The sequence below is a fragment of the Kitasatospora sp. NPDC059803 genome (assembly GCF_042732255.1).
GTDB lineage: Bacteria > Actinomycetota > Actinomycetes > Streptomycetales > Streptomycetaceae > Kitasatospora.
Window position 1 is genome coordinate 16383 of the sequence record NZ_JBHWIJ010000081.1, and the last position, 14177, is coordinate 30559.

The window sequence follows — 14177 nt, forward strand, 5'->3', positions numbered from 1 at the left end:
GCCCCGAAACGCCGGTGACCCCGGCGGACACGGCCGCCGGGGTCACCCCTCCAGGATTGTCTTCGGACGGTCAGTCCTCGTCGTCGCTTTCGCCGATCGCCCCGCCCGCGCCACTACCCGCGCCGGCCGACCCGTCGGTCTGCAGGTGGATGACGCCGTAGTGGTAGCCGTGACGGCGGTAGACGACGCTCGGCAGGCCGCTGTCCTTCTCCACGAAGAGGTAGAAGTCGTGGCCGACCAGTTCCATCTCGTACAGCGCCTGGTCCAGCGCCATGGGGGCGGCCGGGTGGGTCTTCTCCCGGACCACCAGCGGGCCTTCGCCCTCCACTTCCAGGGATCCCATCATGGTCTTGCGGACGGCCCCGTTGGTCTCGCCCTCCGGCGCCGCCGTGTCCGGCAGCGCGGCCAGCGCCGCGGTCGCCTCGGCGACGCTGATGGGGGTGCGGCCGTTGCCGCCCTTGTGCACTCGGCGCCGGTCCGCGGACTTGCGCAGCTGGGCGTCGAGCTTCGCCGAGGCCAGGTCGAGCGCCGCGTACGGGTCGGCGGCGGCGGCTTCGGCCCGGATCACCGGCCCACGGGTACGGAGAGTGATCTCCACCCGCTCGGACCGGTCGGCCTGCCGCGGGTTGTGCTCCTTGGACACCTCGACGTCGAGGCTGATCACCTTGCCGTCGAACTTCTGGACCTTCTCCAGCTTCTCGGCCACGTGCTCGCGGAACCTCTTGGGCACCTCGGTCTTGCGGCCCTTGACGACGATGTCCACGCAGAACTCCGATCCCTCGTGCTGACGCCGATCCGGGTGCTACCGGACCGGACTGAGACCCAGCTGGACCAGCCCATCCACTGCCGGCCCCCCGCCCCCGCCGCCAGCGGCGGGAAACGACTGGCCCTCACCTCACTTCCTCCCCACCAGGGACGGTTGAAACCCCTTGGAGCTTTATCGAACACCTCACACGGGGTTTTCGCCTCCCCAGGCGCGGAGTCGGGTATGACCCGATACTGCGGGCGGGCGGTCAAGCTGTTGGACCCTGTCTACCCTCCTGCGAGTGAAGCACGGGTAAATACCTGGACAACACCCCCCGTACGGCGCATCCTTTGCTCACTCTCCGTGCCTGCCGTCGCCAGGAGCAGCCGTGCCACCGCCTCCCGCCCCCACCCGTCCACCGTCCGCCCAAGGGCCGTTCGGCCACGCACTGGCCGGACTGCTGGACGTCCTGGTCCCGGCCCGCTGCGCCGGCTGCGGCGCCGAGCGCACCCAGCTCTGTCCGGCCTGCCGGCACGCGCTGGCCGCCACCCGGCCCGGTCCCACGCTGCTGCCCTGGGCGCACGCCGCCGCCCCGTACGCCGACCCCGTCCGACAGTTGCTGCTCGCCCACAAGGAGCGCGGCGCGCTGCGGTTGGCGGGCCCGCTCGGCGAGGCGCTCGGCCGGGCCGTCCGCTCCGCCCTGGGGCCGCGTGCCGGGGCCGCGCCGCTGCTGCTGGTCCCGATGCCCTCGGCCCGTTCCGCCGTCCGCGCCCGCGGCCACGACCCGACGCTGCGGCTGGCCGGGGCCGCCGCCCGCTCACTGCGCCGGTCCGGCCTGGACGCCCGGGCCGAGCCGCTGCTGCGGCACGCCCGCCCGGTCGCCGACCAGGCCGGGCTGAGCGCGGCCGAGCGCCACCGCAACCTGCACGGCGCGCTCACCGTGCTGCCGCGTGCCCGGCGCGCCCTGCTGGGCTGTCAGCCGGTCCTGGTGGACGACCTGGTGACCACCGGTGCCAGCCTCGCCGAGGCGGCCCGGGCACTGGCGGACGCCGGATTGCCCGCCCGGGCGGGCGCCGCGGTCGCCGCCACCGCGCACCGGCCCGGCTGAGGCACCGAGCGGCCCGACGGGGCACCAGGGGGTCGGGGCCTCAGGAAACTGCGCGTCAGGGCCTGGCTGGCGGGTTCCTAGCCCGCGTAGAAGAAGGACCCGGCCTTGTCGGCCAACTGGACCTCGCGCCACTGACTGCCGATCAGGCGGTAGATCGCGCCTCCGGCCGCCGCGAGCACCGCCGGCGCCTGGGCCAGGACGTTGCCCCGGGACTCGGAGGCCGAGACGGTGAGCATGTTCTCGGCCTGCAGCGTGGTGTCGGCGCTCTGTGTGCCGTCGGTGCCGATGTAGTACAGCTGCTTGATCCGGTCGGCCTCCTTGCCGAGCACCAGCAGCTGGTCGGCCTCCGCCCAGGAGACCGAGGCGACGTCGGTGAGCGAGGGGGCCGCCCGGCGCAGGCCGGTGATCCGCGCGGTCGGCGCCTCCGGGGTGCCGCCGTGCACCACCAGGCCGAAGTACAGCGAGCGGCTGGGCACGCCCGCGGTCTTGACCACCAGGGCGGCCCGGGCGCCGTCCGAGGAGATCTTCAGGGCCTGTACGGTCTGCCCGTCCAGCCCCTCGACCGCGACGGGGTACGTCCGGTTGCCGCGGACCATCACCACCCGCGGGCCCTGCGGGTTGCGGTCCACCACCCAGAGGTCGCCGCGGCCGTCCCAGCTGGGCGAGGCGAGGCCGTCCTCCTTGTCGGCGGTCTTCACCGGCGAGGTGAGCACCGGGTCGGGCAGCGCCACCGCGCTGTCCGCCAGCGGCACCGAGTAGAGCTGGTGGCCGTCCCCGCTGATGGCGGCGGCCCGGGAGCCGTCCCGGCTGACGGCCGTGGTGCCGAGCGGCGCCTTGCCGGCGGGCTGCGGCTTGCCGAGGACACCGCGCACCGGCTCGCCGTTGCGCTGCTCGTCGGTGACCATCAGCAGGCCGTTGTCGGCGCGCTGGTAGTACTGCTGCGCGGGCAGCGGCCCGGCCAGGGCCCCGGGGCCGGTGGCCGGCAAGTCGTTGCGGCTGGCGAAGCAGTTGCCCCGCTGGCCCTTCAGCTCAAGCCGTTCGACCTGTCCCTTGCCCTGGTCGGCGAGGGTGTAGAAGAGCTGGGTCGCCATCCGACGGCAGGACACCGGTTCGCTGACGTCCGCCCCGCCGAGCTGCACGTGGGCGATCCGGCCGTCGTCGACGCTCACCCGGTCGACGCTGACGCCGCTCGGGAAGGACGTCCGGGCGACCGGCGCGAGCCAGGTCGAGGGCCCGGCGACCAGGGCCTTGGCGGCGGCGGTCAGCGGGTCTATCCGGCGCCGCAGGTAGATCGGGTCGGGGATCAGGACCTGCTGGCCGGCACTTCCGGTGACGGTCGAGGACGGGTCCGGCGTGGTGTAGAAGTACCGGTCGACCTGGCGGTAGCTGTTGTTGAAGTTGGTCTCGTTCATGATCACGCCGGCCGGCAGCTTGTCGATCCGCCACTCGCCGTCCTTCTCCCGGACGAGGGTGAAGTCGGCCGAGACGTCCCGCTGCCCCTCGGCCAGGTACGAGTGCTTCTCGTCGATCCTGGCGATCAGCGAGCCGGTCACCGTCGCGGAGACGCTGGTGTCGGTGTCGGCGATCTCCTGGCCGGCCGGGAGGTTCGGGGTGGCGGCGGAGAGCACCTGGATGCCGGCGTCCGGGTTCCAGTGTGCGGAGGCGTTCTCGGTGAGGTACTGGCGCGCGGTCTCGTACCCCTCGTCGGCGGTCACCGCGTCCAGGAACCCGGTCAGCAGGGCGCGCGGCTTGGCGCCCTTGGCCGGCGCCACCGGGTAGACCTTGGCCTGCAGGTTCTTGTCGGCCGCCCCCTGCGACAGCTCCACCCTGGAGATGCCGCCGGAGTCCGGCATGGCCGCGCAGCCGCTCGCCACCAGGGCGCCGAGCACCACGCCGGCCACCGCCGTGAACCGCGGCTCAGTCCTGCTGCTCGTCCTTCGCACGCTGCGACCCCTCCAGGTCCGTCCCGCCCATCCCACCCGTCACGTCCGGCTCCGCCGTCCGCTGTGCCACCGACGGCCGTCCGGGCGTCGGGTCCACCATCACCTGGGCGCCGGTGGCACCGTACCCGGTCCCCGCCGTCCGGACGTCCGAGGGGTCCGCGCGCGGCCCTTCGGGCAACCGGCGCTTGCCCAGGTCGGGGCCGATGTTCAGCACCCCGCCGAGCCCGCTGCCGAAGCCGTTGACGGGCCCTTCCGGCGTCTCCGCCTGCTCCTCGGCCGCAGTCATCGCGGTCGCGCCGGCCGGGCTGATCGCCCGCCGGTACGGCGCGCCGTAGGTGCCCAGGCCCCGGTTGTTGCGGGAGTCCTCCGGCTCCAGCCGGAACGGCGCCCGGCTGATCTCGCCGCCCCGGGTGCGCGGCAGGGTGAGCCGGAAGTGCGAGCCGCCGCCGGGCTCACCCCAGGCCTGCAGCCAGCCGCCGTGCAGGTGCGCGTCCTCGACCGCGATGGACAGGCCGAGGCCGGTGCCGCCGGTGGTCCGCACCCGGGACGGGTCGGCCCGCCAGAAGCGGTGGAACACCCGGGACGCCTCGCCCGGCTTGAGGCCGATGCCGTAGTCGCGCACGCCGACCGCGACCGCGCCGTCGGCCGAGCCCAGCCGGACCACCACGTCGCGGCCCTCGCCGTGCTCCAGGGCGTTGACCACCAGGTTGCGCAGGATGCGCTCGATCCGGCGGGAGTCCACCTCGGCGACGACCGGCTCGCCGTCGCCGCGGATCACCACCGCACTGCCCTTGGCCTGGGCCAGCGGGTCGGCGGCCTCCACCACCCGGGCGACGATGTCGCGCAGGTCGACCGGCTCGCCGTCCAGGATCGCGGCACCCGCGTCGAAGCGGCTGATCTCCAGCAGGTCGGCGAGCAGCGACTCGAAGCGGTCCAGCTGGCCCTGCAGCAGCTCCGCCGAGCGGGCCGCCATCGGGTCCAGGTCCTCGCGGCTGTCGTAGATGAGGTCCGCGGCCATCCGGACCGTGGTCAGCGGGGTGCGCAGCTCGTGCGAGACGTCCGAGACGAAGCGCCGCTGCACCCGGGACAGCTCCTCCAGCTGGCGGATCTGCGCCTGGAGGGCATTGGCCATCCGGTTGAACGACTCGCCGAGGCGGGCGATGTCGTCCGTGCCGGTGACCTTCATCCGCTCTTCCAGGTGCCCGTCGGCGAGCCGCTCGGAGATGCCGGCGGCCATCCGGACCGGGGTGACCACCTGGCGCACCACGACCCAGGCGATGCCGCCCATCAGGATCACCACGAACACGCCGGCGGTCGCCAGGGTGCCGGTGATCAGGTCGAGGGTGTCGGTCTCCTGGCCGAAGGAGAACACGTAGAACATCTGGTAGCTGTTGCCGGCCGGGCCGGTGAACTGCATGCCGAGGGCCAGCCCGGGCTCGGTCCGCTCGTCGGCCCGGTGGATCCGGGCCGGCTGGTCGAACATCTGGCCGGGCTCGGAGTGGACCCTGTCCCGCAGGGTGTCGGGGACGCTGCTGGGCAGGATGTCGCCCGAGAAGCGCGGCGCGAAGCCGTTCTCCGGGACGATGGCGTCGGTGCCGGCGGCCATCGCGATCACCGAGTAGACGGTCTGCCCGCTCGCGGCCAGGTCGTTGACCTGGCGCAGCAGCCAGGTGCCGGTCTCCTCGATGGTGGGGTCGGGCGTGGCGCCGACCCGCAGCCGCTGGTCCTTCGCCTCGTCGATCTTCTTCAGTTCCGCCTGGAACCCGATCCTGGCCTGCTCGCGGGCGGCCGCCATCTTGGTGCCGAGCAGGCCGGTGCGCACCTGCGCCATCACGACCACGCCGAGCACCAGGACGACCGCGATGGACGCGAGCAGCGAGACCGCCACCACGCGCAGCTGGATCGACCGGCGGTACAACGCCGTCACCCGGCGCGCGGGCCGACGCAGCTGACGGGTCAGCAGCGCGAACGCGGCCGCCCGGCGCCGGCGGCGGGTGGTCGAACTCAGCACGGACCCGCGAACCGCGTCGGCCCCGTCGGTCGCGGAACCCGACGGGGCTTCGTCAGCCAGGTGCGTCACGTCAGCTGGGTCCGGCCTTGTAGCCGACGCCACGGACGGTCACCACGATCTCGGGGCGCTCCGGGTCCTTCTCGATCTTGGACCGCAGGCGCTGCACGTGGACGTTGACCAGGCGGGTGTCCGCCGCGTGCCGGTAGCCCCAGACCTGCTCCAGCAGCACCTCGCGGGTGAACACCTGCCAGGGCTTGCGGGCCAGCGCGACCAGCAGGTCGAACTCCAGCGGGGTCAGCGGGATGCCCCGGCCGTCCCGCTTCACCGAGTGGCCGGCCACGTCGATCACCAGGTCGCCGATGGTCAGCTGCTCGGGCGTCGGCTCCTCGGCACGGCGCAGCCGGGCACGCACCCGGGCCACCAGCTCCTTGGGCTTGAACGGCTTGGTGACGTAGTCGTCGGCACCCGACTCCAGGCCCACCACGACGTCGACCGTGTCGGTCTTCGCGGTCAGCATGACGATCGGAATGCCGGACTCCGCCCGGATCTGCCGGCAGACGTCGATACCGTCCCGACCGGGCAGCATCAGGTCGAGCAGGACCAGGTCCGGCTTGGTCTCCCGGAACGCGGCTAGCGCCCTGTCTCCATCCGCGACGAAAAACGGCTCAAAACCCTCACCACGCAGCACGATACCGAGCATCTCGGCCAGTGCGGAGTCGTCATCAACGACGAGGACGCGTCCCTTCATGCGTCCATCCTCTCATTACCGCATTGTGACCTGCCGCACAGCAGTGCCAATGCTCCACAACGGCCAACTCCCCCCACCGGTTAATTCCGGCCATACCGGGCGAATGTGCCCGGCCGGAACACCTTCGAACGGTCCACGGCCCACCGCCCGACCACCGGAAGGCCCCCGTTTCCGATCAGCGGCCGGATACCCATGGGGCCTCCCCAGGCCCCATGGCACGATGGGCGCTGCGCGCGGGCGAAAGATCCGCCCGGAACCGCGCCCGTGACGCCCCTCCGAGGAGCAGTGATGACCGACACTCCGGGCTGGGCCTCGCCCGGCTCGCCCGAGCCGCCCCGCGACGACGCCCGGCCCCCGGCCGACGCGCCCGCCGCCGTGCCCGGGCCGTCGGCACCACCGCAGGGCGCCCCGGCCCCCGGCTGGAACGGCCAGCAGGCCCGGCCCGACTGGAGCCGGCCCGCACCGGGCGGCCACCACCCCTACGGCTGGGGCGCTCCGCAGAGCCCCAAGCCCGGCGTCATCCCGCTGCGCCCGCTCGGACTCGGCGAACTCCTCGACGGCTCCGTCGCCACCATCCGCAAGCACTGGCGGACGACCCTCGCCCTCTCCCTCGGCATCGCCGTCGTCGAGCAGGCCGGCAACGTCGCCGCCCAGCTGCTGGTCAAGGGCAAGACCGGCCCCGCCACCCAGGTGACGACCATGCTCGCCTCGATGCCGCTGACGGTGCTGCTCGGCGTGGTCGCCACCGCGCTGCTCACCATGGTCGTCAGCCGCGCCGTCCTCGGGCAGTCCGCGACCGCCGGGGACGCCTGGCGCGACGCCCGCCGCCGGCTGCCGCAGCTGCTCGGGCTGACCCTGCTCACCGGCCTGATGTCCGGCGGCGTGGTGCTGCTCGGCTTCAGCCCCTGGTACTTCTACGCCACCGGCTCGGCGGGCGACCCCGGGACGGAGGCCCTCCTCTTCCTCGTCGGCATCCTGACCATCCCGGTCGGGTTCTGGCTGTGGATCCGGTTCAGCCTGGCCGCCCCCGCCCTGATGCTGGAGAAGCAGGGCGTGCGGACCGCACTGTCCCGCTCCCGGCGCCTGACCCTCGGCTCCTGGTGGCGCATCTTCGGCATCTCGCTGCTCGGCGAGGTGCTGACCTTCATCGTCGCCATGGTCATCGCGATCCCGTTCCGCTTCGCCGGACTCGTCCTCGGCTTCAGCGACTTCGACCGCCAGGTCGACCTCACCGCGGCCCACGAGCCCACCGCGATGCTGATCACCACCGCGATCGCCGGCATCATCGCCGCGACCCTCACCATCCCCTTCCGGGCCGCCCTCGGCGTCCTCATCTACATCGACCAGCGGATCCGCCGCGAGGCCCTGGACATCGAACTCGCCCGCGCCGCCGGCCTCGCCGAGCCCGGCGCCACCGGCTGGGGCGACCAGGCCGGCCGACCCCCCGCGAGGCGCTGACCCGGATGCCTACCTGGGGGGACAGGCTCCTCGTCGCGGACGGCGCCCCGGTCACCGTCCCGCGTGACCCGGCCCGCGACGCCGCCCGCGACGAGCTGCTCAACGCCGAGTACCACAAGCACGACCCGAGCGTCCTGGAACGGGTCATGACCTGGCTCAACGACCACATCACCGACGCGCTCGACAGCATCTCCGGCAACGGCACCAGCGGCACCACCGGCCTGGTGCTCTTCCTGATCGTCGCCCTGCTGATCGGCGCCGCCCTCTGGTGGCGCCTCGGCGCTCCACGGCGCGCGGCCCGCACCGTCCTCGACGTCTACGGCGTCGAAGGACCGCGCGGCGCCGGCCAGTACCGGGCCGACGCCGAACGGCACGCCGCCGCCGGGCACTGGAACGAGGCCGTCCGCGCGCAGATGCGAGCCCTGGTCCGGGCCCTGGAGGAACGCACCCTGCTCGACGTCCGCCCCGGCCGCACCGCCGACGAGGCCGCCACCGAGGCCGGCCGGGCCCTGCCCGACCACGCCGCCGCCCTGGCCGCCGCCGCCCGCACCTTCGACGACATCGCCTACGGCGAGCGCACCGCAGACCAGGCCGCGTACCAGCTGCTGCGCGAGCTCGACCGGACCCTGGAACGCGCCCGCCCGGCCCTGGGAGGAGCGGCATGACCAGCACCACCCCCGCGCCGCCCGCGCCGCAGCCGCCCGCCGTCCCTGCCCCCGACGGGACGGCCACGACCAGCCTCGCCCTCACCGGCCGCGGCCTCTGGCGCCGGGCCCGCTGGTACCTGCTCGTCCTCGCCATCCTGCTGATCGGCGCCACCGCCGTGGCCGCCCTCGGCCAGGACCGCCGCTACCCGCCGCTCGACCCGCGCTCCTACGACCAGGACGGCACCCACGCCGTCCTCGCGCTGCTCGAACACCAGGGCCTCAAGGCCGACCTCACCACCGACCTCATCAGCCACCCGGGCGGCGCCGACACCCTCGTCCTGCCCGAACCCGACCTGCTCGGCCCCGCCGAACTGCGCGCCGTCGCCGCAGCCCGGCACAGCCGGCTCGTCCTCATCGCCCCCGGTCCGGCCGCACTCAGCGCCCTGGCCCCCGGCATCCGCCCCTCCGACGAGGACGGCGGGCCCTCCTACGCCTCCGTCCGCAGCACCGCCGCACAGTGCCCGCTCACCGAGGCCGTGCGGGCCGGCAGCGCCGAGATCGGCGGGATGCTCTACACCAGCGGCAGCCGCGGCGCCGGCTGCTACCCGCGCGGCCACGGCTACCCGCTGGTCAGCGCCCCGACCGCCGGCGGCGACGTCATCGTGCTCGGCACCGGCGCCTTCCTGCACAACGAGCAGCTCGCCAAGGACGGCAACGCCGCCCTCGCCCTCGGCCTGCTCGGCTCCCAGCCCCGCCTCACCTGGCACCTGCCCGACTACAGCGTCCCGCCCGCCCAGGGCACCCGGGACAAGACCTTCGGCGACTACATCCCGGACGGCTGGCGCTGGGCCGGCTACCAGCTCGCCGCCGCGGCCGTCCTGACCGCCCTGTGGCGCGGCCGCCGACTCGGCCCGGTGATCAGCGAGAACCTGCCCGTGGTGGTCCGCGCCGCCGAGACCACCGAGGGCCGCGCCCGGCTCTACCGCCGCGCCAAGGCCCGCGGCCGCGCCGCCGAGGCCCTGCGCCGGGCCGCCGCGCACCGCCTCGCCCCCGCCCTGGGCGTCCCGCTCCACGCCGGCGCGCCCGACCCCGACACCCTGTGCGCGGCCGTGGCCGACCGCCTCCCCGAGCAGCCCGCCGGCGACGTCCGGGCCCTCCTCTTCGGCCCGCCCCCGACCGACGACGCCGCACTGCTGCGGCTCGCCGACGACCTCGACGCCCTCGAAAGGCAGGTACGGAACCCGTGACCGAACAGGCCACCGCCACCCCGTCCAGCACCCCCGGCGCGGCGGCTGCCACCCCGGGCACCCCCGACACCGCCGTCGACCCGCGCGCCGCACTCACCGCCCTGCGCGCCGAGATCGGCAAGGCCGTGGTCGGCCAGGACGCCGCCGTCACCGGCCTCGTCGTCGCCCTGCTCTGCGGCGGCCACGTCCTGCTGGAGGGCGTCCCCGGCGTCGCCAAGACCCTGCTGGTCCGCACCCTGTCCACCGCGCTCAACCTGGACACCAAGCGCATCCAGTTCACCCCCGACCTGATGCCCGGTGACGTCACCGGCTCCCTCGTCTACGACGCCCGGACCGCCGAGTTCTCCTTCCAGCCCGGCCCGGTCTTCACCAACCTGCTGCTCGCCGACGAGATCAACCGCACCCCGCCGAAGACCCAGGCCGCCCTGCTGGAGGCCATGGAGGAGCACCAGGTCACCGTCGACGGCGTGCCGCGCGCACTGCCCGTCCCGTTCCTGGTCGCCGCGACCCAGAACCCGGTCGAGTACGAGGGCACCTACCCGCTGCCCGAGGCCCAGCTGGACCGCTTCCTGCTCAAGCTGGTCCTGCCGCTGCCCGACCGGGACCAGGAGTTCCAGGTCCTGTCCCGGCACGCCGCCGGCTTCGACCCCCGCAACCTCGCCGCCGCCGGCGTCCGCCCGGTCGCCGGGCCCGCGCACCTCGCCGCCGCCCGCGAGCAGATCGCCAAGCTGACCGTCTCCCCCGAGATCCTCGCGTACATCGTCGACCTCTGCCGGGCCACCCGGCAGTCCCCGTCGCTGTCCATCGGCGTCTCGCCGCGCGGTGCCACCGCCCTGCTGGCCGCCTCCCGCGCCTGGGCCTGGCTCGCCGGCCGCGACTACGTCACCCCCGACGACGTCAAGGCCCTGGCCCTGCCCACCCTGCGGCACCGCGTCGCGCTGCGCGCCGAGGCCGAGATGGAGGGCGTCACCGCCGACTCCGTCATCCAGGCCGTCCTCACCCAGACGCCCGCCCCCCGCTGAACCACCCGTTCCCGAAGGAGCGCACCGCATGGCCCTCACCGGGCGAACCGCCCTGCTCGCCGCGCTCGGCACGCTCGTCGTGGGCCTGTTGCTGCCGTCCTGGGCCGGGATCGGCCTCGTCACCGGCACCGTGCTGCTCGCCGCCGTGATCGACCTGGTGCTCGCCGCCCCCGTCCGCAGCCTGGAACTCGGCCGGGGCGGCGACACCACCGTCCGGCTCGGCGAACCCGCCTCCGTCGAACTGACCGTCACCAACCCCTCCGGGCGGCCCCTCCGAGCCCGGATCCGCGACGCCTGGGCCCCGTCCGCCTGGCGGCCGGGCACCGCCGAGGCCGCCTCCCGGCACACCCTGCACGTCCCCGCCGGCGAGCGGCGCCGGGCCGTCACCGCACTCACCCCGACCCGCCGCGGCGACCACCACGCCCGGCGGGTGACGGTCCGTTCGCTCGGGCCACTCGGCCTGGCCGGCCGCCAGGGCTCGCACCACCTGCCCTGGACGGTCCGCGCCCTGCCCCCGTTCAACAGCCGCAAGCACCTGCCCTCCCGGCTCGCACGGCTGCGCGAACTCGACGGCCGCACCTCCGTCCTGACCCGCGGCCAGGGCACCGAGTTCGACTCCCTGCGCGAGTACCTGCCCGGCGACGACGTCCGCTCCATCGACTGGCGGGCCAGCGCCCGCCGCAACACCGTCGCCGTCCGCACCTGGCGCCCCGAACGCGACCGGCACATCCTCGTCGTCCTCGACACCGGCCGCACCTCCGCCGGCCGGGTCGGCGACGCACCCCGCCTCGACGCCGCCCTCGACGCCGCCCTGCTGCTCACCGCCCTCGCCACCCGCGCCGGCGACCGCGTCGACCTGCTCGCCCACGACGCCCGCAAGCGCGCCGCGGTCGCCGGCAGCTCGCCCAGCGAGATCCTGCCGGCCTTCACCCACGCGATGGCCTCCCTCCAACCCGCCCTGCACGAGACCGACATGCGCTCACTGGTCTCCACCGCCCTCAAGATGGCACCGCACCGCTCGCTGATCGTCCTGCTCACCGGCCTCGACACGGCCCCGGTCGAAGACGGCCTGCGCCCGCTGCTGCCGCTCCTCACCAAGCGCCACGAGGTGGTCCTGGCCTCCGTCGCCGACCCCCACCTGGACGCCCTCGCCGCCGGGCGCGGCACCCTGGAGGCCGTCTACGGCGCCGCCGCCGCCGAACAGACCCGCGCCGACCGCCGTGCCACCGCCGACCTCCTCAGCCGCCACGGCGTCACCGTCCTCGACGCCTCCCCCGCCCAGCTCGCCCCCGCCCTCGCGGACACCTACCTCACCCTCAAGGCCGCCGGCCGCCTCTGAGCCCTCGCCGTACGGACGGTCCCGTCTCTTGGTCCCGTTCCTTCAACGGGCAGGCCGTGGTGACGCGGCGTCACCCACCTGGTCCGTCAGCGACGCCGACGGGCGTTGAGCCGGGCGGCCTGGCGCGTCAGGTGGTCGCGCTCGGCGAGGTTGGGGGCCCGGTGGGCCGCCTCGGCGTACAGCCGGGCCGCCGTCTCCAGGTCGCCGTCGCGCTCGTGGAGGTACGCCGCCACCGCCGTGTGGCGGGGCAGCGAGCCGTCCAGCTCCCCGAGTGCCGCCAGCCCGGCGCGCGGTCCGTCGGCCTCACCGACGGCCACCGCGTGGTTGAGCCGGACGACCGGGCTCTCGGTCAGGCGGGCGAGCTCGTCGTACCACTCGACGATCTGCACCCAGTCGGTCTCCTCGGCGGTGAGCGCGTCGGCGTGGAGCGCCGCGATGGCGGCCTGGGCCTGGAACTCGCCCAACCGGTCGCGGCCGAGGGCCGCTTGCAGGATCCCGACGCCCTCGGCGATCAACCCGGTGTCCCACCGGCCACGGTCCTGCTCGGCGAGCGGCACCAGGCTCCCGTCGGACGCGGTCCGGGTCCCGCGCCGGGCATGGTGGAGCAGCATCAGGGCGAGCAGCCCCGCCACCTCGGGGTGGTCGATCGCCTCCGCGAGCTGCCGGGTCAGCCGGATGGCCTCGGCGGCGAGGTCGACGTCCCCGGAGTAGCCCTCGTTGAAGACCAGGTAGAGCACGCGCAGCACGGTGGCGACGTCGCCGGGCCGGTCGAACCGCACCCCCGAGACGGTCCGCTTGGCCCGGCTGATCCGCTGCGCCATGGTCGCCTCGGGCACCAGGTAGGCCTGGGCGATCTGGCGGGTGGTCAGCCCACCCACGGCCCGCAACGTGAGCGCGACCGCCGACGACGGCGTCAACGACGGGTGCGCGCACAGGAAGTAGAGCTGGAGCGTGTCGTCCACCGCGGACGCGGGCCCCGGCTCCGGTTCCTCCTCGACCCGGTCCTCGCGTCGGCGGCGGGCCGCGTCCGCCCGGGCCCCGTCGAGGAACCGGCGCCAGGCCACGGTGACCAGCCAGCCCTTGGGGTCCCGCGGCGGGTCGGCCGGCCAGACGCGGACCGCCTCGACCATCGCGTCCTGCACGGCGTCCTCGGCCGCCGCGAAGTCGGCTCCGCGGCGGACGAGGATACCGAGCACGCTCGGCGCGAGGCTCCGGAGCAGGACTTCGTCCACCGGGGAGGTCACTCGGTGACGGTGGGCGGCGCGGCCAGGAACGGACGCAGCTCCAGCCACTCGTGGATCGGCCGCCCGCCCGCCCCGGGAGCGGCCGACAGTTCCCCGGCCAGCTGGACGGCGCGCTCGTAGCTGTCGACGTCGATCACCATCCAGCCGGCGATCAGGTCCTTGGTCTCGGCGAACGGGCCGTCGGTCACCGGCGGGCGCCCTTCGCCGTCGTACCGGACGAACGTCCCCTCGGGAGCGAGTGCCTGGCCGTCGACGAACTCGCCGGTCTTCTCCAGCCGGTCCGCGAAGTCCTGCATGTACCGCACGTGCGCCGAGATCTCCTCGGGCGTCCATCGGTCCATGGGCACGTTGTTGACCGGAGCCGGGGCGCCTCGGTAGTGCTTGAGCAGCAGGTACTTGGCCATGATGTTCTCCTCGGTGCTGGTGCGACCCATTGTGGCCGCGTCCACCCCGGGGACGGAGCCAGCCACGGGTTCTCGACATGGCCGGCCGAACTTTTTTGAACTTTCGTGGGGACTTTCGTGGGGACTTTCGTGGGGCCCTGGTGAGGTGCTCCCGTGGGCCGGAAATGCAAAGAACCCCCATCCGGTTTCCCGGATGGGGGTTCTCTGTGAATGATTGTTCGGCGGCGTCCTACTCTCCCACAGGGTCCCCCCTGCAGTACC

General features: G+C 74.3%; 12 protein-coding genes. 6 read left to right on the top strand and 6 right to left on the bottom strand.

Going from position 1 to position 14177, the window contains the following annotated elements; translation table 11 throughout:
- Positions 1-70: 70 nt before the first annotated feature.
- Entirely contained in the window at positions 71-763 is a 693-nt protein-coding gene (hpf, locus tag ACFV6I_RS15795) for a ribosome hibernation-promoting factor, HPF/YfiA family (protein ID WP_063349155.1), read from the bottom strand.
- Between the two features lie 370 nt (positions 764-1133).
- Between hpf and ACFV6I_RS15800 the strand changes: the two genes are divergently transcribed.
- Positions 1134-1853 carry a ComF family protein gene (locus ACFV6I_RS15800; RefSeq protein WP_380425693.1) on the top strand — a complete coding sequence of 240 codons (720 nt, stop codon included), beginning with the start codon at positions 1134-1136 and terminating at the stop codon, positions 1851-1853.
- A gap of 77 nt (positions 1854-1930) precedes the next feature.
- Here the strand turns inward: ACFV6I_RS15800 and ACFV6I_RS15805 are convergent, their stop codons facing one another.
- The 3 genes from ACFV6I_RS15805 to mtrA all read right to left on the bottom strand — a co-directional run bounded on the left by ACFV6I_RS15805 (position 1931) and on the right by mtrA (position 6555).
- The gene (locus tag ACFV6I_RS15805) at positions 1931-3796 is read right to left on the bottom strand and encodes an LpqB family beta-propeller domain-containing protein (protein WP_208869098.1); all 1866 of its coding nucleotides are present in this window, start codon (positions 3794-3796) and stop codon (positions 1931-1933) included.
- Positions 3771-5807 (bottom strand): MtrAB system histidine kinase MtrB, encoded by a 2037-nt coding sequence (gene mtrB, locus ACFV6I_RS15810; protein WP_244293445.1) that lies wholly within the window; start codon positions 5805-5807, stop codon positions 3771-3773. The genes ACFV6I_RS15805 and mtrB overlap by 26 nt, the downstream gene beginning before the upstream one ends.
- Before the next feature lie 70 nt (positions 5808-5877).
- Positions 5878-6555, bottom strand: a complete 678-nt coding sequence (gene mtrA / locus ACFV6I_RS15815) for an MtrAB system response regulator MtrA (RefSeq protein WP_030247322.1) — start codon at positions 6553-6555, stop codon at positions 5878-5880.
- A gap of 288 nt (positions 6556-6843) precedes the next feature.
- Between mtrA and ACFV6I_RS15820 the strand changes: the two genes are divergently transcribed.
- The 5 genes from ACFV6I_RS15820 to ACFV6I_RS15840 all read left to right on the top strand — a co-directional run bounded on the left by ACFV6I_RS15820 (position 6844) and on the right by ACFV6I_RS15840 (position 12268).
- A complete protein-coding gene (locus tag ACFV6I_RS15820) occupies positions 6844-8013 on the top strand; it encodes a hypothetical protein (protein ID WP_380343589.1) in 1170 nt (389 codons plus the stop codon).
- A 5-nt stretch (positions 8014-8018) separates the two neighbouring features.
- Positions 8019-8678 carry a DUF4129 domain-containing protein gene (locus tag ACFV6I_RS15825; protein ID WP_063349151.1) on the top strand — a complete coding sequence of 220 codons (660 nt, stop codon included), beginning with the start codon at positions 8019-8021 and terminating at the stop codon, positions 8676-8678.
- Positions 8675-9907, top strand: coding sequence for a DUF4350 domain-containing protein (locus tag ACFV6I_RS15830; RefSeq protein WP_063349150.1), 1233 nt, complete (start codon positions 8675-8677; stop codon positions 9905-9907). Before ACFV6I_RS15825 ends, ACFV6I_RS15830 begins: the two co-directional genes overlap by 4 nt.
- A gap of 101 nt (positions 9908-10008) precedes the next feature.
- Positions 10009-10929: an AAA family ATPase gene (locus ACFV6I_RS15835; RefSeq protein ID WP_380343635.1), complete on the top strand. Its 921-nt coding sequence runs from the start codon at positions 10009-10011 to the stop codon at positions 10927-10929.
- Between the two features lie 28 nt (positions 10930-10957).
- The gene (locus ACFV6I_RS15840; RefSeq protein WP_380343585.1) at positions 10958-12268 is read left to right on the top strand and encodes a DUF58 domain-containing protein; all 1311 of its coding nucleotides are present in this window, start codon (positions 10958-10960) and stop codon (positions 12266-12268) included.
- Between the two features lie 86 nt (positions 12269-12354).
- On the opposite strand, the gene ACFV6I_RS15845 is transcribed toward ACFV6I_RS15840, so the two are convergent.
- Positions 12355-13500, bottom strand: a complete 1146-nt coding sequence (locus ACFV6I_RS15845) for an RNA polymerase sigma factor (protein ID WP_380343633.1) — start codon at positions 13498-13500, stop codon at positions 12355-12357.
- Between the two features lie 8 nt (positions 13501-13508).
- Complete coding sequence (locus ACFV6I_RS15850) at positions 13509-13916, bottom strand: YciI family protein (protein WP_380343631.1); 408 nt, start codon at positions 13914-13916, stop codon at positions 13509-13511.
- Positions 13917-14177: the final 261 nt, after the last annotated feature.